We start from the raw sequence: 17,054 nt of genomic DNA on the forward strand, positions 1-17,054 counted from the left end.
CACCAGCCGTGGGTCGGTCTTGGGCGTGCGCCGGCGTTTGGGCGCGCAGGATCGAGCGGCCAAGGCGGCGGGATTGCCGCCCTGTTCGCGCAGGGCCTGCTTCCACCGGTAGAGCGTGCGCCGGGACACGTCGAAGGCGTCTTGGGTGGCTTCGAGGCCGTGTGTGTCCCAGAAGCGCAGGATGTGCAGCCTTCGTTGAGCGTCTTTGGGGGTCATTGCCCAAAGATGACCCAAGGCGGCTATTCGATAGAACCCCCGGATTCGGTACCCGGCATGGTGCACTTGCATGGCGCTCCTCCTGCTTCGAAGGAGTGCCAAAGGTGTTTGAACTTATGCACACGCCGTATGCGTCCACTACCGTTGGCACTCAGGTGGGTGTTGGAAGAGGACGTGGAACGGGAGACGCTGGCCGTGCCCGCCGGCGGGGCAGTCCATGCCACAATGCGTGGCATGTCCTATCTCGTGCTTGCCCGCAAGTGGCGCCCCAAGCGGTTCTCCGAGCTGGTCGGTCAGGAGCACGTCGTGCGTGCGCTGACCAATGCCTTGCAAAGCGGCCGCGTCCATCATGCTTTTCTGTTCACCGGTACCCGCGGGGTGGGCAAGACCACCATTGCGCGGATTTTTGCCAAGTCGCTGAACTGCGAGCGCGGCACCAGCGCCGAGCCGTGCGGTGAGTGCGAAACCTGCCTGGCGATCGACGCTGGCCGTTACATCGATCTGCTGGAGATCGACGCCGCGTCCAACACTGGCGTGGACAACGTCCGTGAGTTGATCGAAAACGCGCAATACCTGCCGACGCGCGGGCGCTACAAGGTCTATCTGATCGACGAAGTGCACATGCTGTCGAAGGCGGCCTTCAATGCGCTGCTCAAGACGCTGGAGGAGCCGCCCGAGCACGTCAAGTTCCTGTTTGCCACCACCGACCCGGAAAAGTTGCTGGTGACGGTGCTCAGCCGCTGTCTGCAGTTCAATCTCAAGCGGTTGGACGAGGGGCAGATCGCCGGCCAGCTGCGCAGGATCCTGGCGGCCGAGGGCATCAGCGCCGATGAGGATGCGATTGTCCAGCTGGCGCGTGCCGCCGATGGCAGCCTGCGCGATGGCCTGTCGCTGCTCGATCAGGCGATCGCGTATGCCGGCGGCAAGCTGGATGGCGCCACCGTGGCGGCGATGCTGGGCACGGTTGATCGCAAGCGCGTACAGGCCATGCTGGAGTCCTTGGCCGATGCTGATGGCGCGCGTTTGCTGCACGAGGTGGCGCAGCTGGCGGAGTTCGCGCCGGACTGGGGTGGGGTGCTGGATGCGCTGGCCCAGGCGCTGCACCGGATTCAGGTCAAGCAACTGGTGCCGGCGGTGGACGTCGGCAGCGATGCTGTCGATGTCGAGGGGCTGGCCGCCCGTCTGCGGCCCGAGCTGGTGCAGCTGTGGTATCAGATGGCCTTGCATGGGCGCCGCGATCTCGATCTGGCTCCCAGCCCGCGCAGCGGCTTCGAGATGACCCTGCTGCGGATGCTGGCGTTCAGGCCTGCCGGCACGGAGGCGGCCAGCGCTGAGGCAGCGACGACCGGACGGGCGCCTGCCACTCCCGCGGCCCGCAGCGAAGCCATGGCGCGCGCCCGCGCGGTGTTGGATTTGCCGCCGGCGTCACACCCTGAAACACGTGTGCCGCCTGCGCCGCAGCCGGCAACGGTCACGCAGTCAGAGCCTGTGTCTGCGGCTCTGCCTGCGACCCCACCGGTTGTGCCTGCCATCAGTGCGTTGCTGGTCACCGACTCCGAACACTGGTTGACGCTGGTTGCGGAACTGGCCAGCAGTGGTGCCCTGAAGGGGCCCGTCAGGGTGCTGGCCGAGCACGCCGGGTTCATCGCCCACAGTGGCGGCGTTTTGCGGCTGTCGCTGGCGCAGGACGATGAACATTTGCAGTCGTCGCGCCTGGTGCTGCAACTGGAAGAGGCGCTGAGCGAGCGCCTGGGTGGCCCGGTGCGGGTGCGGTTCGAGATCGGTGCGCCCGCGGGCGAGACCGCACATGTCCGCAATGCGCGTGTGCGCGATGCGCGGCAGGCCGAGGCCGAGCGCGATTTCGTGGTTGATCCGGCGATCCAGCGCCTGGTTCAGGGCTACGGTGCCCAGATCGTGCCGGACTCGATCCGCCCACTCGATGGTCAGTGACGACGCCCACATCGCACCATCATTCCCAAGCTTTCTCTTTCCCCACACAACGACGGAACGATCCCCATGCGTGGAAACATTGCCCAGCTGATGCAGCAGGCGCAGAAGCTCCAGGAGAACATGCAGCGCGTGCAGGAAGAAGTGGCCGCGCTGGAAGTGACCGGCACTGCCGGTGGCGGCATGGTCAGCGTGACACTGGGCGGCCGGATGGATTGCCGCAAGGTGCGCATCGACCCGGCGGCGCTGGCCGATCCGGAAATGGCTGAAGACCTGATTGCGGCGGCGTTCAATGATGCGGTCAACCGGATCCAGGCTGCCTCGCAGGAAAAAATGGCAGCGGCTACCGCCGGTCTGCCGCTGCCGCCAGGCATGAAGCTGCCGTTCTGATGCGTCTGTCGGTCAGCAGTCAGACGCCAGACGGGCAACGAGCATGAGCACGCCGCTGCTGGAACAGTTGATCGACGCCCTCAAGGTGCTACCGGGGGTGGGGGCCAAATCGGCCCAGCGCATGGCCTACCACCTGCTGGAGCGGCAACGCGATGGCGGGCGCCGGCTGGCCGAGGTGCTGGCGCAGGCGATGGCGCAGATTGACCATTGCCAGCGTTGCCGGGACTTCAGCGAAACCCCGCTGTGCGCGCTGTGCGCCAGCCCTTCACGCGACCGCCACCTGCTGTGTGTGGTGGAAACTCCGGCCGACCGGCTGGCGATTGAGCAGGCCACGGGCTTTCGTGGCTTGTATTTCGTGTTGCAGGGGCGGCTGAGTCCGCTGGATGGCATCGGGCCACGCGAGCTGGGGCTGGATCTGCTTGCGCAGCGGCTGGAGGAAGGTGAGGTGCACGAGCTGATCGTGGCCACCAACCCGACCGTGGAAGGCGAGGCCACCGCCCACTATCTGGCTCAGCTTGCGCGCGCGCGTGGCGTGCGGCCCACCCGTCTTGCGCACGGCGTGCCGCTGGGCGGGGAGCTGGAGTACGTCGATCGCGGCACCCTCTCGCATGCCTTCGGTGGCCGGGTGGAGATCCGCGAGTAAACTGAAGCCCCATCTGTTCTGCCCTTTCTGCCCCCTGTTGCTGCCATGCCTGACACCATCTTTCACCGCATCATGCGCCGCGAACTGCCGGCCGACATCGTCTATGAAGACGAGCATCTGATCGCCTTCCGCGACATCGCGCCGCAGGCCCCGGTGCATGTGTTGTTTGTGCCCAAGCGTGACTTCGCCACCCTCAACGACGTGCCGGAAGAGGAGGCCCTGGTGCTGGGCCGGTTGATGACCGCGGCGGCCCGTTATGCCAAGGCGCAAGGGTTTGCCGAGTCCGGCTATCGGTTGGTCATGAACTGCAATGCCGATGCCGGCCAGACCGTGTACCAGATCCATTTGCACCTGCTGGCGGGGGCGCCGCTGGGACGGTTCGGCACGCCGGGCTAACCCGGTCTGCGGGCGCGGTGTGCCTGCCGCGTATGTTGCGAGGTGAGCGGAAATGTCATAATTCCGCAACTTTGGACTGGTCAATCCCGCCTCATGTTCTCACTGCAAACGATTTTTGGTTCCGGCGTGCAGTTCTATGCGCTGCTGGACGAGGCCGCTGCGGCCGCGTATGACAGCGCCAAGGCGCTGCACGAGATGATGAAAGCGGCCGATCGGCAGCCGGCGCTGGATGCCTTCAAGCTGGCCCGCGTGCGTGAGCGCGCCGCGGCCGACAAGATCAGCCGGGCGCTGGTGGACAGCTACATCACGCCGATCGAGCGGGAGGACATCGAGGCGCTGGGCTCGGCCCTGCACAAGATCCCCAAGCAGATCGAGAAGTTTGCCGATCGCTACGCGCTGGCCATCCAGCACCTTGCGCATATCGACTTCGCCCCGCGGGCGGCCATGCTGGAGCAGGCCGCTGCGGTGGTGGTGCAGATGGTGAGCGAGCTGCGCAAGATGAACCTCGATCGCATGACCATGCTCAACGAGAAGCTGCGTGCGATCGAAAACGAGGCCGACCGGCTGATGCTCGAACTGTACCGGGAGATCTATTCCGGCAAGCTCGACAGCCTGCAGATGTTCCTGCTCAAGGAGTTCTTCGAGATTCTGGAAAAAGCCATCGACCGCTGCCGTGAGGCGGGTGTGGTGGCGTACCAGATCGTGCTCAAGAACAGCTGACGGGGCTGGCGCCATGCTGACGCTCGTGCTCGTGGTGGTGCTGGCCGCGCTGGTCTTTGAGTTCATCAACGGCTTTCATGACACCGCCAACTCGATCGCCACGGTGGTGGCGACCAAGGTGCTGTCGCCCTGGCAGGCGGTGATGCTGGCTGCGGTCATGAACCTGGTCGGCGCCCTGATGGGAACGGCGGTGGCCAAGACCATCGCCTCCGGCCTGGTCAATACCGATGTGGTCGAGGTCACCTCGCAGGTGATCCTGTGCGCCCTGGCAGGCGGCATCGTCTGGAACCTGATCACCTGGTGGAAGGGCCTGCCGTCTTCGTCCTCGCATGCGCTGATCGGCGGTTTGTGCGGGGCGGCGCTGGCTGCGGCGCATGGCAACTTCGATGCGCTGGTCTGGTCGCAGACGGTTGGTGACTGGACAAAAAACAAGGGGCTGCTGTGGAAGGTGATCCTGCCGATGGTGACCTCCCCACTGGCCGGCTTTTTGCTGGGCATTCTGGTCATGCTGCTGCTGTGGGCGGCGATCTCTGCAATGGCTCGCGCTGGAGGGCTGCTGGCCCGGCTGGCGCGGCCGCATGCGGTCAACCGCTTCTTCGGCAAGGTGCAGATTCTGTCGGCGGCCTACATGGGCTATGCGCACGGGCAGAACGATGCTCAGAAGACCATGGGCATCATCGCGCTGACCCTGTTTGGCGCGCAGACCACCGGGGCGCTGGATGGGCTGCCGCATTGGCTTGGCTTCATGCATCCAGCCAGCAGTGATCCCAAAGGCATCGCCGGCTGGATCGTGGTGACCTGTGCGGTGGTGATGGCGCTTGGGACTGCCGCCGGCGGCTGGCGCATCATCAAGACGCTGGGTCACAAGATGGTGCGGCTGCATCCGATCAACGGCTTTGCGGCAGAAACCAGCTCGGCCACCATTCTCACCTTGGCGGCCCACTACGGCATGCCGGTGTCCACCACCCACAGTATCTCCACCGCGATCATGGGCGTGGGATTTGCCAAGAACCCGCGTGCCCTGAAGCTGACCGTGGTCGAGCGCATCATCTGGGCCTGGATCCTGACCATTCCGGCTGCGGGTGGGGTGGCCTACGGGCTGTTCGCGCTGTTGGAACGGTTGGGCTGGGCCTGACGCCTGCTGCCTGCCGGCGGGATGAAAGGTCGCGCGATCAGAGCAGGTCGCCGCCGGCCGACAGGCGATGCTCCATGGCATCGCCGATGCCGCCGATTTCCAGCACCAGGCGATCGATCTCGGCGGCCGTGAGGCCGGCATACGGTCGGTTCTCACACAGGTGCAGGTAGGGCACGCCGTCCAGTTCGCTGATGGCCAGATAGCCGACCCGGCTTTCGAAGTTGAAGCGCAGTGCCCGCTTGGGATCCATGCCGGTGGTCGGGCCGATCGCGGTGCTGACCCGCAGGTAGCTGCGGCCATCGTCGTCTTCCAGCTCGGTGAGGAAGATCGCCTGGTGTCGTTTGCCTTTGGCCAGCGACAGTTCCACGCAGATCAAGTAGGGCTCCTGCACGCTCAGACGGTAGCCGGCGGCGATCAGGTGGCGGCGGATCTGTTCGAAGTTGTCCATGGCGCTCGCGATGACGACGGGGCTGCCGCTATGCTAACTCGGATCATGGCCGATACAGCCCTTTCCGAGTCGCCCGCGTCGCAGCTGTCGCCCGAGCAGCGCATCCTGGCGGCAGTGCGTGCGGTACCGCCAGGGCAGGTGGCCAGCTATGGCGTCATCGCCAGTCGCGCCGGGTTGCCCGGGCGGGCCCGCTGGGTGGCCAGGGTGTTGGCGTCAAGTGACGACCCGGCGTTGCCCTGGCATCGCATCGTCCGTGCCGATGGACGGATTGCGTTCCCGCCGGCGTCGCCTGAGTTCAGAACACAGTGCCGCCGCCTGCGAGCCGAAGGTGTGCAGGTGCAGCACGGTCGGATCCGGCGCTTGGCTGGCGATGACGAAACGCTCGACGCCCTGCTGTGGCGGCCGCGCTGAGCCGTTATGATGCGCTGCAACGAACCGGGATGCCGCACGGATGCCATTCAACCTGCCCAGAATCACCAAATCCCTATTGATCGCCAATCTGATCGGCTTTGTCCTGCAGGCCCTGCTGGGCAATGATCGCCTGATCGACCTGATGCTGTGGCCGTGGGGTGAGGTTGCCGACGATTCGTATGCGCTGGCGCCGGCCTTCATGCCCTGGCAGTTGCTGACCTATGCCTTTCTGCATGGCGGGCTGCTGCATCTGGCCTTCAACATGCTGGCCCTGGTGATGTTTGGCGCGCCGCTGGAATACGTCTGGGGCGAGCGGCGGTTCCTGCTCTATTACCTGGTCTGTGTGGTCGGGGCCGGGCTGTGTCAGCTGCTGGTGGGGTCGTATGCGCTGGCCCAGGGGGGCGACCCCTATCCCACCCTGGGCGCCTCTGGCGGGGTGTTTGGGCTGCTGCTGGCCTACGGCATGCTGTTCCCGAACCAGCGGGTGATGTTGCTGTTTCCACCGATCCCGATGCGTGCCCGCACGCTGGTGATCATCTACGGCCTGTTCGAACTGGGGCTGGGCGTCACCGGCCTGCAACCCGGGGTGGCGCACTTTGCCCACCTGGGGGGAATGCTGTTTGGCTGGCTGTTGATCCGGCACTGGCGCGGCCAGCCGCCGTTCGGTGGGCGCCGCGGCGGCGGTCCGGGCATGCGGATCGTGCGCTGACCTTGGTCAGAAAATCTCGATCCGCGCGTCTGGTTTGAGCACCATCGGGGCACCGGGCTTACAGCCAAACGCAGTTGCGAAGTCGGCCTGCTGCATGGCCGGGGCGTTGGCGCGCCAGAGTCCTGGTGCGCGCACGTCCTGGGCGGCGCGCAGACGTGCCTCGTCGCTGCTCACCTGCTGCGCCCACAGTTGCGCCCAGCCGATGTAGAAGCTGCGCAGGGTGGCGTTTTCCAGGGGTGTGACGTGTGATTTCAGGGCGGCATGGGCCATGGTCAGACCGGCCATGTCGGCCATGTTTTCGTCCCGGGTCAGGGTGCCGTTCACCCGAGTATCGGGCAGGCCGGGGTAGGGCAGACGGTCATAGAATGCGGCGACCGCATCGGCCTTGCGTTGCCAGCGCTCGGCATCCTCGCGGCTCCACCAGTCGCGCACGGTGCCGTCGGCATCGACATGGCGGCCGATCGCGTCGATCGCGTGGCTGAGCTCATGCCCGACCAGGGCGCCAAAGGCGCCATACGGGTGGCCAGCCGGCATCGACGGGTCGAAGACCGGCAGTTGCAGCATGGCGGCGGTGACGATGAGCCGGTTATGGGCCAGGTCATAGGCCAGTGCCGGTTGTTGTGGCAGCACGTCCCAGCGACGTCCGGCGTTGCCCTTGCCGATCCGGCGCATCTCCAGACGATGCCGCCAAGTGGCCGCGATCAGCATGTTGCTGCCAAAGCTGCCGCGTCCCATCGGTTGCAGGCTGACTTCGGGCTCGCGTGCGGGGGCGCCGATCTCGATCGTCAAGGCGTCGAGTTTCTTCAGGGCTTCCGCCTTGGCGCTGCCCTGCAGTAGCTCACCCTGTTCGATGGCCTGACGCAGCGCCTGCCGGACCTGATCGGCAATCTGGCCGGCCTGAGCGCGTGTGGCATCGGGGAGGTAGGCCGCGGTGTATTGCCGGCCCAGCATCGGGCCGGCGGCCAGGTTGATCGCATCCAGCACCTGTTGCCAGCGCGGCGGTGCAGCATGTTGCCCCAGCAGCACGTTGTTGCGGAACTCGAATGCCGTCTCGCGCCAAGGCCGGGAGAGATACGGCGCCATGGCGTCACCGACCCGCCAGCGCAGATAGGCCTGCCATTGTGCCGGCTTGAGTTGGCCGAGCATGGCATCGAGACGGCTAAACAGCGCCGGGTCGGCGATTGACACGGTGTCATCGCTGACGCCCTGGGCCTTGAGGAAGGCGTCGAGCTGCAGGTTGCGGTATTGCTTGCCCAGCCCGGCGGTGGCCACTGGGGCGAAGTTGCGGCGTGGGTCGCGCAGTTCGCTCAGTGGGCGCGATGCCTCGGCGATGCGCTTTTCCACATCCAGGGCGAAGGCAGTCTGGGTTTCGATCTCGGCATCCGGCACTCCGGTCAGGCGCAGGATCTTGCGCATGTAGTCGGCATAGCGCGCCATCAGGGCGCGGGTGTCGGCATCGGTGCGGGTGTAGTAGGCCGGATCGGGCAGTCCCAGCCCGCCCTGGACGAAGTAGCCGAGGTGACGGTCCAAATCGCGCAGGTCGAGATCGGCGTTGAAGCCGAACACCACCGGGATGCCGACCTGATGCAGGGCCGCGATGGCCGGTGCGATGTCCTTGCTCGACCGGATCGCGTCGATGCGCTTGAGCAGCGGGGCGATCGGGGCGGCGCCATCGGCCTCCACCGCGGCCTCGTCCAGGCCGCTGGCCCAGAAATCGCCCAGCAGTTTTTGCGCCTCGTTTTGCGGGGCGCGCATGAAGCCGTCGAGCAGGGTGCGCTGCTGTTCGAGCGCGCGGGCATTGAGCTGACCGAGGGCGGAGATGGCGCCGCTTTCCGGCATGGGGTTGGCCGTCAGCCAGCCCTTGTTGGCATCAGCGTAAAGATCCTTGCAGGCTGCTGCGGCAGCAGTGGCGGCGGGCTTTCTGGCCGCAGGCTTCTTTTTGGCGGCAAGGCTTACGGGTGAGGTCAGGCTGGCCGTGAGTGCGACGAGCAGGGCGCAGGCAAGCGGGCGCAGGGTCGGCATGCGGCGGGTCTCCGTGCGGTCGGGCAGGGGAGTGTAGCAGCCAGTTGCGCGTCTTCAGGATGGCATGGCGCGGCTCATTTCACCCCATGCATCATGCGCCGAAGCTTTGGTGCGGCCAGCAGTGCCGCAACTGCGCAGCCTGTGCCGATCCACATCAGCAGCCAGAACAGGTGGGCGTACTTTGCGGCGGCCATGGTCAGATCCAAGGTTTCGCCCTGTGGAATGTCGATGGCGGCCAGCTTGCCAAACAGGGCGGCCAGGGTTTCCGAAAACGCGGTGGCCAGAAACCAGGTGCCCATCATCAGGCTGACCACCCGCGGCACTGCCAGCTGGGTCACCGCCGACAGACCAACCGGCGACAGACACATTTCGCCGGTTTCCAGAATCAGGTAGGCCAACACCAGCCACCACACGCTGGCCTGCGTGCCGGTGACGCCCACCTGGGCGGCGGCCAGCGCCAGTGGGATGAACGACAGCCCGGCCAGCAACAGACCCAGCGCCGATTTCACCGGTTTGGACGGGTCCAGGCCGCGCCGGTCCAGCCAACCCCACAGGGCAGAAAACAGCGGCGCCAGTGCGACCAGGAAGAAAGCACCCAGGTAGGTGAGCGAGCCGGCGGTCTGCGGCAGCGCCACGCAGTCGCGCACCAGCAGGACGATGATCAGCGCGCTCACCGCCAGGAACAGCACGCGCGGCGCACGGGATGTCGGGGTGCGGTCGGACATCCGCGCCGCCACGAAGAACGTCAGGGGCGCCAGCAGCAGCGACAGGGTGGACCACGGCCAGGGCGTGCCGTCGCGCACCACCAGCGCGGGGATGATGTCTTTGGTCAGCAGGCGGTCGGTGAAGGTCACCCAGGAGCCGTAGGTCTGTTCGTACAGGGTGAAAAACACCAGCGCCATGAAGATCAGCGCCATCAGCGCCAGCATCTGCTGGCGTTCGACCGGCGTGCAGCGGGTGCCGGTGAACCAGGCAAACCACACCAGCACCACACCCAGCACGACCAGCATCAGCAGCAGCGCCAGCGACACCTCGCCACCGAGCGCGAAGGCGCCGTTGGCGGCGGCCCACATCAGCCAGGCCACCGGTAGCACTCCGAGCACGGCCAGTGCATAGATCAGCCATTCGCGTGGGATGCCGGCAACGCGCTGGCACAGCGCTGCGGGATCGGCCGGTTCGGCGTGCCCGTGCAGGTAGCGCTGGCCCCACAAAAACATCATCAGGCCGGCCAGCATGCCGATCCCGGCCGCCCCGAAGCCGTACTTCCAGCCCCAGGCTTCGCCGATGTAGCCGCAGACCAGCGAGGCAAACAGTGCCCCTAGATTGATGCCGGCGTAGAACAGCGAAAAGCCGGAATCGCGGCGTGGATCATTGGCGGGGTAGAGCTTGCCGACGATGGTCGAGATGTTGGGCTTGAGAAACCCCACGCCCATGATGATCAGCGCCAGCGACAGGTACATCACCCTCAGTGCCGCTTCATCGCGCACCACGCTGCCGGCCTGCAGCGTGGCGGCGTGGCCTTCGAACGCCATGCCGACATGCCCCAGCACCAGCAGCACACCGCCGAAGGTGACCGCCTTGCGCATCCCCAGCCAGCGGTCGGCCAGCACGCCGCCGATCACCGGGATGCAGTACACCAGCCCGCCATAAGCCCCCAGCAGGTCCAGCCCAGCCTTGTCGCCGAACAGGTGGTACTTGGTGAGATAAAGCAGCAGCAGCGCCTTCATTCCGTAGAACGAGAAACGCTCCCACATCTCGGTGAAAAAGCAGACATAGACCCCTTTGGGGTGGCCGAGGAAGTCGTCGTGGCGGGGGGCGGTGTGAGGGTGTCCGGACATGCGCAGGCTCCGAAAGGCAGCGGGCAAGTATGCCGCGTGCTGCGGCGTGACGCGGCAGCGGCCTGCGGGCAGATGTCGGGTTGAGACGGGGCCGGCGCTGGACTTGCCTGCCGGCAGCCGTTACGGTTCGCCGGTTGCCACTTTCCCGGAAATGCCGATGTCCACACCCGCCCAGCCGGTTCCGCAACTCACCGTTCGCGCCGTCCTGCTTGCCGTGATCCTGGCGGTGATCCTGTCCGCCGCCAATGCTTATCTTGGCCTGTTCGCCGGCTTGACTATCGCCACCGCGATCCCGGCCGCCGTTGTTTCGATGGGCGTGCTGCGCCTGCTGGGCGGCGGGACCATCCTGGAGAACAACATCGTCCAGACCGGCGCCTCCGCCGGCTCGTCGATCGCCGCCGGGGTGATCTTTACGATCCCGGCGTTGGTCATCCTGGGCTACTGGCAGGATTTTAAATATTCCTGGGTGTTGGCGATCGCCGGGCTGGGTGGTTTGCTGGGCGTGTTGTTTTCGGTGCCGCTGCGGCGTTCGATGATCGTCGAGGAGCCGCTGCCGTTTCCCGAAGGCAAGGCGGCGGCCGAGGTGCTGAAAGCAGGCGAGAACCCCGGCCCTGGGCTGAAGATTCTCGGCCTGTCGGCGGCGATCGGCGGGCTGGTCAAGCTGGCTGCCGAAAGTGGGCTGAAGCTGATCCCGGACAGCGCCACCGGTGCCGGGTTCTTCGGCAAATACCTGGGGTATCTGGGCACCAACCTGTCGCCGGCGCTGCTGGGTGTGGGCTACATCGTCGGGCTCAACATCGGCATCGTGGTGTTGTCGGGTTCGATCCTGTCCTGGCATGTGGCCATCCCGCTGTACCACATGCTCTTTCTTGACAGCGACCCCGCGCTGGCCGCCACGCTTGCCGGCAAGGACGCAGCGGAGATCGCCGGAGCGATCTGGTCGGCCAAGATCCGCTACCTGGGCGTGGGGGCCATGCTGATCGGCGGTGCCTGGACGCTGTTCTCACTCCGCAGGTCGTTGCTGTCTGGCATCAAGAGCGGCATTGCCGCCGCGCGCGCCGGGGCGGGTGCCGAGCTGGCTGACACCGAGCGCGACCTGCCGATGAAGTGGATGCTGATCGCGCTGGTGGTGTTCGTGCTGCCGTTGTTGCTGCTCTATCAGGCCATCGTCGGTATGTGGCACGTCAGTATCCCGATGGCGATCATCATGATCGTCGCCGGGTTCCTGTTCGTGTCGGTGTCGGCGTACCTGGCCGGGTTGGTGGGCTCGTCCAACAATCCGGTGTCGGGCATCACCATCGCCACCATCCTGTTTGCATCGGTGGTGCTGATGGTGCTGCTGGGCGAGGCCGGTCGGACTGCGGTCGGGGTCGGCGGTGCTCCGCTGGGGGCGGTGGCCGCGATCATGATCGGCGCGGTGGTGTGCTGCGCGGCAGCGGTCGGTGGCGACAACCTGCAGGATCTCAAGGCTGGTTATCTGGTCGGGGCCACGCCATGGAAGCAGCAGTTGATGCTGGGCATCGGCGCGTTTTCCTGTGCGCTGATCATGGCGCCGGTGCTGAACCTGCTGGCCCATGCCTACGGCATCGGCGCGCCCACGCCCGCCCATCCCAATGCGTTGGCGGCGCCCCAGGCCACGCTGATGGCGTCGGTGGCGGGGGGCATGTTCGGCGGCAAGCAGTTGCCGTGGACCATCATCGCCGTCGGTGCCGGAATCGGGGCGGTGATCATCGCCATCGACGAGATCCTCAAGGCGCGCGGCAGCCATTTCCGTGTGCCGGTACTGGCGGCGGCGATCGGCATTTATCTGCCGCTGGAACTGATGGTGCCGATTTTCCTCGGCGGTCTGCTGGCGCATCTGGTGGAGCGTCGGCACGGCCTGGCCGGAAGCCTCGACGAGGCTGCGCGCGACCGCCTGCATCGCCCGGGGACGCTGTTTGCCGCCGGCCTGATCACCGGCGAGGCGCTGATGGGCATCCTGATTGCGATTCCGATCGTATCCAGCGGGCGTGCCGACGTGCTCGCGTTGCCTGCGCAGTTTCATTTCGGGCAAGGCGTCGGGCTTGCGGTGCTGGCGCTGATCAGCGTGCTGATCTACCGCACCGGCGCCCGCGCCAACCTGACAGCGAGCGGGTAATCCCGGCTGGTGTTGCGCCCTTTTGGGGCAAGGCGATGGTTTTTTTAGGCGGCCACGGATGGCCTTCCTCGATGGAGACTTAACGATGCTTCGACATGCACTGCTTCCACTGCTGCTCGCCCTGGCCGTGCCGGCGGGGGCCGCGCAGCCGGCTCCGCGCGGATTTACCGTGCAGGATCTGGCCTACATGGATCGCTATTCCTCCCCGACGCTGTCGCCGGATGGGCGCGTGCTGGTGTTTGCCAAGCGCAGCGTCAACAAGGACAGCAACAAGGCCACCACCACCCTGTGGATGCGCAACCTGGTCAGCCGCGACATGACGCCGCCCAGGCAGGTGTCGCCGGATGGCTGGAGCGTGAATTCACCGGCGTTCTCGCCGGATGGTCGAACCCTGTATTTCCTCAGTGCCAAGTCCGGCTCGATGCAGTTGTATGCGATGCCTGTCCAAGGGGGTGAGCCGCGGCGGCTGACCGACTTCCCGATCGATGTCGATGCCTACAAGCTCTCGCCGGACGGCAAGCAGGTGGCGCTGGCACTGGCGGTGTTTCCCGAGTGCAAGGCGGATCTGGCGTGCACCAAGCACAAGCTGGATGAAGCGGCTGCGCGCAAGAACACCGGGGTGGTGTTCGACCGCCTGTTCATCCGGCACTGGGATGCCTGGAACGACGGCCGGCTGAACCGGGTGTTTGCCGCCCCCCTGGACGGGACGGGCATGCTCACCTCGGCCACCCTGCTCAGCGGCGCCATCCATGGCGATATTCCATCCAAGCCGTTCGGGGATCTGTCCGATTTCGCCTGGTCGCCGGATGGCAAGACGGTGGCGATGAGTGTGCGTCTGGCCAACCGCGAGGAGCCATGGAGCACCAATTTCGACATCTGGCTGGTCAATGCCGACGGCAGCGGTGCCCGCAACCTCACCGCGGCCAACAAGGCCTGGGATGCCGGCCCGGTGTTTTCCCGCGATGGCAAGACCCTGTATTACCGGGCGATGCGGCGGCCTGGCTTTGAAGCCGATCGCTTTGCCCTGATGGCAATGGATCTGGCGTCCGGCAAGACCAGGGAAATCGCGCCGCGCTGGGACGCCTCCGCCGACGGCATCACCCTGTCTGCCGATGGCAAGTGGATCTACACCACCGCCCAGCACCTGGGGCAGCATCCGCTGTTCCGGGTCTCTTTGGGCAGCGGCAAAGTGGAGACCGTGGTGAAGGATGGCAGCGTGTCCGCCTTCGACCTGGCTGGCCCGACGCTGGCGCTGGCGCGCAACAGCATGACCACTGGCGATGTGATTTACACCACCAGCACCGATGGCAAGGCTCCGCTGCGTGCCATCACCCCGACGGCATCGCAGATGTTGCCGGATGTGGCCTGGGGGCAGTATGAGCAGTTCCGCTTCACGGGTTGGAACGACGAGACCGTGTACGGCTACGTGGTCAAGCCCTGGAACTATCAGCCGGGCCGGAAATATCCAGTCGCCTTCCTGATTCACGGCGGGCCGCAGGGCAGTTTCGGCAATGGCTGGAGCTACCGCTGGAACCCGCAGACCTACGCGGGCCAAGGCTATGCGGTGGTGATGATCGATTTCCACGGCAGCACCGGCTACGGCCAGGCGTTTACCGATGCGATCTCCGGGCACTGGGGCGATCGTCCGCTGGAGGATCTGCAGAAGGGCTGGGCCGCGGCCTTGCAGCAGTACCCGTTCCTGGACGGTGACAACGCCTGTGCGCTTGGGGCCAGTTACGGCGGCTTCATGGCGTTCTGGATTGCCGGCAACTGGAACCAGCCATGGAAGTGCATCGTCGCCCACGATGGTGTGTTCGACAACTTCATGATGGGCTATGCCACCGAGGAGCTGTGGTTCTCCGAGTGGGAAAACGGCGGCACCCCCTATGACAACCCAGAAGGCTACCAGCGCTTCAATCCGGCCAACCATGTCAAGGACTGGCGGGTGCCGATCCTGATCATCCACGGCCAGCAGGATTTCCGGATTCCGGTCGAGCAGGGCATCGCGGCCTTCACGGCGGCACAGCGGCGCGGGATCGAGTCGAAGTTCCTGTATTTCCCGGATGAGAACCACTGGGTGCTCAAGCCGCAGAACAGTGTGCAGTGGCATGAGACCGTCAATGCCTGGTTGCGCGAACACATCGGATCGCAGTAAGTAAGACGTGAGCGCGGCGGCTGCTGGGGGGCAGTCGCCGCAGGAGATGGTCAGGACGGAAGGGGAGACTGGATGCTGAAGCTGGTATTTCCGGGGGGCGAGCACGCCCCGGTGCTTCTGGATCAGGGCAATCACACCATTGGCACGGATCCCGGCTGTGCCATCGCGCTGACCCAGCCCGGTGTGGAGGCGGTTCACTGCGAGCTGCGTCTGGCGGCCGGACGAGCGATGCTGCACGTGAGCGATGGGGCGGCGGTCGAGGTCAATGAGCGGCCGGTGCAGGGGCTGATCGCCCTGCGTGCTGGCGATACCCTGTCGATCGCGTCCGTGCGGATGCGGTTGGTGGCACTGCCAGCGGCGGTGCCGGCGACGTCGGCAACGGCTGCAGCATCCATGCACGACGAGGAGCCGTCCGAGGCATCCGATCCGGGCCTGACCCGGGTGCGGCCGGCGTTGCCGCGCTTTGTGTTGCGTGGCGTGTCCGGTACGGTGCTTGGGCGCAGTTTTCCGCTGGCCGGCACGGCCACCGTCGGTCGTGCCGCCGAATGTATGCTGCACCTGGATGATGCCGGGCTGTCACGCCAGCACGCTCGCCTGATCCCGGGGCCTGACGGGGTGCAGGTTGAGGATCTGAGTTCGACCAACGGCACGTTCGTCAATGGCCGGCGGATCCGGTCGGCACTGGCCAAGGGCGGCGATGAGATCGCCTTCGACACCTTGCGTTTCCGTCTGCTGGACGCCAATCGCTCGGAGCTGGAACAGCTCGCCCCGAAGCCGCAGCAACGCGTTCGCATGCCGCTGTGGTGGTGGGTGGGGGTGGCGGCCGTGCTGCTGGTGCTGGTCTGGGTGGTGTTCGGGCTGCGCTAAAGCGGCAAGGCCCTTACAGCCAGTGGATGCGGCGCAGGTAGCGGTACAACCCGATGCAGAACAGCAGGACAAAGGCGGTCAGCAGCGGGTAGGCGTAGGGATGATGCAACTCCGGCATGTGCTCGAAGTTCATCCCGTACCAGCTGGCGATCAGGGTAGGTGCGGCCAGCAGCCCGGCCCAGCCGGCGAGTTTTTTCACGATCTCGCCCTGGGTCACGGTCACCAGTGCCAGATTGGTGTTCATGGCGGCGGCCGCCATTTCGCGCAGTACGTCGATGGTGTCGGCTTCGCGGGCGGCGTGATCCTGGATGTCGCGGAAATAGGGCTTGATCCCATCCGGGATCTCAAGCACCGGGGTGCGCAGAAGCTGGGCCAGGATGTCCAGCATCGGCAGCACCGCCAGCCGCATCCGGGTCAGATCCTTGCGCAGCCGGTACAGACGCTGCATGGTCGAGCGCCGGTAACTTTCGGCCAGGACGTCCTGCTCCAGGGCATCCAGCACTTCGGCATAGTCGGCGACGATCGGACGGTAGTGATCGACCACGAAATCCAGGACGCCGTGCAGTGCCACGCTGGGGCCTTGTGCCAGAAGCGCCGGGTCCTGTTCCAGACGCTTGCGGACCGGGGCATAGCTCAACGAAGCGCCATGCCGCACGGTCACCAGAAAACGCGGGCCGACGAAAATCTGAGTTTCCCCAAATCGCACCGTATCGTTGATTCGCTGGGCGGTGTGCACAGCGATGAACAGGTTGTGGCCGTAGGCTTCGATCTTGGGGCGCTGGTGCGCCTTGTGGGCATCCTCGATGGCCAGCTCATGCAGGCCGAACTCGGCTTGCAGGGTGTCCAGGATGGCCGCATCCGGTTCGTACAAGCCAACCCATACAAACCCGCCGTCATCCGCGGCCAGGGCTTCGCTGATCTGGGTCAGGGCGATGTCGTGGCGCTGGCCACTGCGGTCATACAGGGCGCAGTTGACGACGCCATCGGAGGGCGCGATGTGGTGAGTCATCAGGGCATCCT

The 17,054-nt window shown here is 65.8% G+C and carries 16 protein-coding genes; 11 read left to right on the forward strand and 5 right to left on the reverse strand.

Annotated elements, in window-relative coordinates; genetic code table 11:
- On the reverse strand, positions 1-216 hold a 216-nt coding region (locus BUA29_RS03385), incomplete at its 3' end, for a helix-turn-helix domain-containing protein (RefSeq protein ID WP_218587153.1).
- 234 nt (positions 217-450) lie between these two features.
- Here BUA29_RS03385 and dnaX point away from each other — a divergent pair.
- The 6 genes from dnaX to BUA29_RS03415 all read left to right on the forward strand — a co-directional run bounded on the left by dnaX (position 451) and on the right by BUA29_RS03415 (position 5,447).
- Positions 451-2,166 carry a DNA polymerase III subunit gamma/tau gene (gene dnaX, locus BUA29_RS03390; RefSeq protein ID WP_072755297.1) on the forward strand — a complete coding sequence of 572 codons (1,716 nt, stop codon included), beginning with the start codon at positions 451-453 and terminating at the stop codon, positions 2,164-2,166.
- A gap of 66 nt (positions 2,167-2,232) precedes the next feature.
- Positions 2,233-2,553, forward strand: coding sequence for a YbaB/EbfC family nucleoid-associated protein (locus BUA29_RS03395; protein ID WP_072755230.1), 321 nt, complete (start codon positions 2,233-2,235; stop codon positions 2,551-2,553).
- Positions 2,554-2,596: 43 nt separating this feature from the next.
- Positions 2,597-3,196 carry a recombination mediator RecR gene (recR, locus tag BUA29_RS03400; RefSeq protein WP_072755231.1) on the forward strand — a complete coding sequence of 200 codons (600 nt, stop codon included), beginning with the start codon at positions 2,597-2,599 and terminating at the stop codon, positions 3,194-3,196.
- A 45-nt stretch (positions 3,197-3,241) separates the two neighbouring features.
- Entirely contained in the window at positions 3,242-3,592 is a 351-nt protein-coding gene (locus BUA29_RS03405; RefSeq protein WP_072755232.1) for a histidine triad nucleotide-binding protein, read from the forward strand.
- Positions 3,593-3,685: 93 nt separating this feature from the next.
- Entirely contained in the window at positions 3,686-4,312 is a 627-nt protein-coding gene (locus BUA29_RS03410) for a DUF47 domain-containing protein (RefSeq protein ID WP_072755233.1), read from the forward strand.
- Positions 4,313-4,325: 13 nt separating this feature from the next.
- Positions 4,326-5,447, forward strand: coding sequence for an inorganic phosphate transporter (locus BUA29_RS03415; RefSeq protein ID WP_072755234.1), 1,122 nt, complete (start codon positions 4,326-4,328; stop codon positions 5,445-5,447).
- A gap of 37 nt (positions 5,448-5,484) precedes the next feature.
- On the opposite strand, the gene BUA29_RS03420 is transcribed toward BUA29_RS03415, so the two are convergent.
- Complete coding sequence (locus BUA29_RS03420; RefSeq protein WP_072755235.1) at positions 5,485-5,895, reverse strand: hypothetical protein; 411 nt, start codon at positions 5,893-5,895, stop codon at positions 5,485-5,487.
- A gap of 45 nt (positions 5,896-5,940) precedes the next feature.
- On the opposite strand from BUA29_RS03420, the gene BUA29_RS03425 reads away from it, so the two are divergent.
- Together BUA29_RS03425 and BUA29_RS03430 are read left to right on the forward strand one after the other, a co-directional pair.
- Positions 5,941-6,306, forward strand: coding sequence for an MGMT family protein (locus BUA29_RS03425; protein WP_245770497.1), 366 nt, complete (start codon positions 5,941-5,943; stop codon positions 6,304-6,306).
- A gap of 40 nt (positions 6,307-6,346) precedes the next feature.
- Positions 6,347-7,015, forward strand: a complete 669-nt coding sequence (locus BUA29_RS03430; RefSeq protein ID WP_072755237.1) for a rhomboid family intramembrane serine protease — start codon at positions 6,347-6,349, stop codon at positions 7,013-7,015.
- Between the two features lie 6 nt (positions 7,016-7,021).
- Here the strand turns inward: BUA29_RS03430 and BUA29_RS03435 are convergent, their stop codons facing one another.
- Both BUA29_RS03435 and BUA29_RS03440 read right to left on the reverse strand, forming a co-directional pair.
- Positions 7,022-9,037 (reverse strand): M13 family metallopeptidase, encoded by a 2,016-nt coding sequence (locus BUA29_RS03435; RefSeq protein WP_072755238.1) that lies wholly within the window; start codon positions 9,035-9,037, stop codon positions 7,022-7,024.
- 74 nt (positions 9,038-9,111) lie between these two features.
- Positions 9,112-10,875 (reverse strand): peptide MFS transporter, encoded by a 1,764-nt coding sequence (locus BUA29_RS03440; protein WP_072755239.1) that lies wholly within the window; start codon positions 10,873-10,875, stop codon positions 9,112-9,114.
- Between the two features lie 157 nt (positions 10,876-11,032).
- On the opposite strand from BUA29_RS03440, the gene BUA29_RS03445 reads away from it, so the two are divergent.
- The 3 genes from BUA29_RS03445 (at position 11,033) to BUA29_RS03455 (ending at position 16,034) form a co-directional block, all read left to right on the forward strand.
- Positions 11,033-13,012, forward strand: coding sequence for an OPT family oligopeptide transporter (locus tag BUA29_RS03445; RefSeq protein WP_072755298.1), 1,980 nt, complete (start codon positions 11,033-11,035; stop codon positions 13,010-13,012).
- 85 nt (positions 13,013-13,097) lie between these two features.
- Positions 13,098-15,167, forward strand: coding sequence for a S9 family peptidase (locus BUA29_RS03450; RefSeq protein ID WP_072755240.1), 2,070 nt, complete (start codon positions 13,098-13,100; stop codon positions 15,165-15,167).
- Between the two features lie 72 nt (positions 15,168-15,239).
- Positions 15,240-16,034 (forward strand): FHA domain-containing protein, encoded by a 795-nt coding sequence (locus tag BUA29_RS03455; protein ID WP_072755241.1) that lies wholly within the window; start codon positions 15,240-15,242, stop codon positions 16,032-16,034.
- Positions 16,035-16,047: 13 nt separating this feature from the next.
- Here BUA29_RS03455 and BUA29_RS03460 read toward each other — a convergent pair whose 3' ends face one another.
- Complete coding sequence (locus BUA29_RS03460) at positions 16,048-17,043, reverse strand: magnesium and cobalt transport protein CorA (RefSeq protein WP_072755242.1); 996 nt, start codon at positions 17,041-17,043, stop codon at positions 16,048-16,050.
- Positions 17,044-17,054 lie beyond the last annotated feature (11 nt).

The organism is Thermomonas hydrothermalis, from assembly GCF_900129205.1.
Classification (GTDB): domain Bacteria; phylum Pseudomonadota; class Gammaproteobacteria; order Xanthomonadales; family Xanthomonadaceae; genus Thermomonas; species Thermomonas hydrothermalis.

Bases quoted from the DNA above. Each gene is read 5' to 3' on its own strand.
- BUA29_RS03405 (WP_072755232.1), top strand. From the start codon at position 3,242: ATGCCTGACACCATCTTTCACCGCATCATGCGCCGCGAACTGCCGGCC.
- BUA29_RS03430 (WP_072755237.1), top strand. From the start codon at position 6,347: ATGCCATTCAACCTGCCCAGAATCACCAAATCCCTATTGATCGCCAAT.
- BUA29_RS03460 (WP_072755242.1), bottom strand. From the start codon at position 17,043: ATGACTCACCACATCGCGCCCTCCGATGGCGTCGTCAACTGCGCCCTG.
- BUA29_RS03420 (WP_072755235.1), bottom strand. From the start codon at position 5,895: ATGGACAACTTCGAACAGATCCGCCGCCACCTGATCGCCGCCGGCTAC.
- dnaX (WP_072755297.1), top strand. From the start codon at position 451: ATGTCCTATCTCGTGCTTGCCCGCAAGTGGCGCCCCAAGCGGTTCTCC.
- BUA29_RS03395 (WP_072755230.1), top strand. From the start codon at position 2,233: ATGCGTGGAAACATTGCCCAGCTGATGCAGCAGGCGCAGAAGCTCCAG.
- BUA29_RS03455 (WP_072755241.1), top strand. From the start codon at position 15,240: ATGCTGAAGCTGGTATTTCCGGGGGGCGAGCACGCCCCGGTGCTTCTG.
- BUA29_RS03425 (WP_245770497.1), top strand. From the start codon at position 5,941: ATGGCCGATACAGCCCTTTCCGAGTCGCCCGCGTCGCAGCTGTCGCCC.
- BUA29_RS03435 (WP_072755238.1), bottom strand. From the start codon at position 9,037: ATGCCGACCCTGCGCCCGCTTGCCTGCGCCCTGCTCGTCGCACTCACG.
- BUA29_RS03445 (WP_072755298.1), top strand. From the start codon at position 11,033: ATGTCCACACCCGCCCAGCCGGTTCCGCAACTCACCGTTCGCGCCGTC.
- BUA29_RS03450 (WP_072755240.1), top strand. From the start codon at position 13,098: ATGCTTCGACATGCACTGCTTCCACTGCTGCTCGCCCTGGCCGTGCCG.
- BUA29_RS03440 (WP_072755239.1), bottom strand. From the start codon at position 10,875: ATGTCCGGACACCCTCACACCGCCCCCCGCCACGACGACTTCCTCGGC.
- BUA29_RS03415 (WP_072755234.1), top strand. From the start codon at position 4,326: ATGCTGACGCTCGTGCTCGTGGTGGTGCTGGCCGCGCTGGTCTTTGAG.
- BUA29_RS03410 (WP_072755233.1), top strand. From the start codon at position 3,686: ATGTTCTCACTGCAAACGATTTTTGGTTCCGGCGTGCAGTTCTATGCG.
- recR (WP_072755231.1), top strand. From the start codon at position 2,597: ATGAGCACGCCGCTGCTGGAACAGTTGATCGACGCCCTCAAGGTGCTA.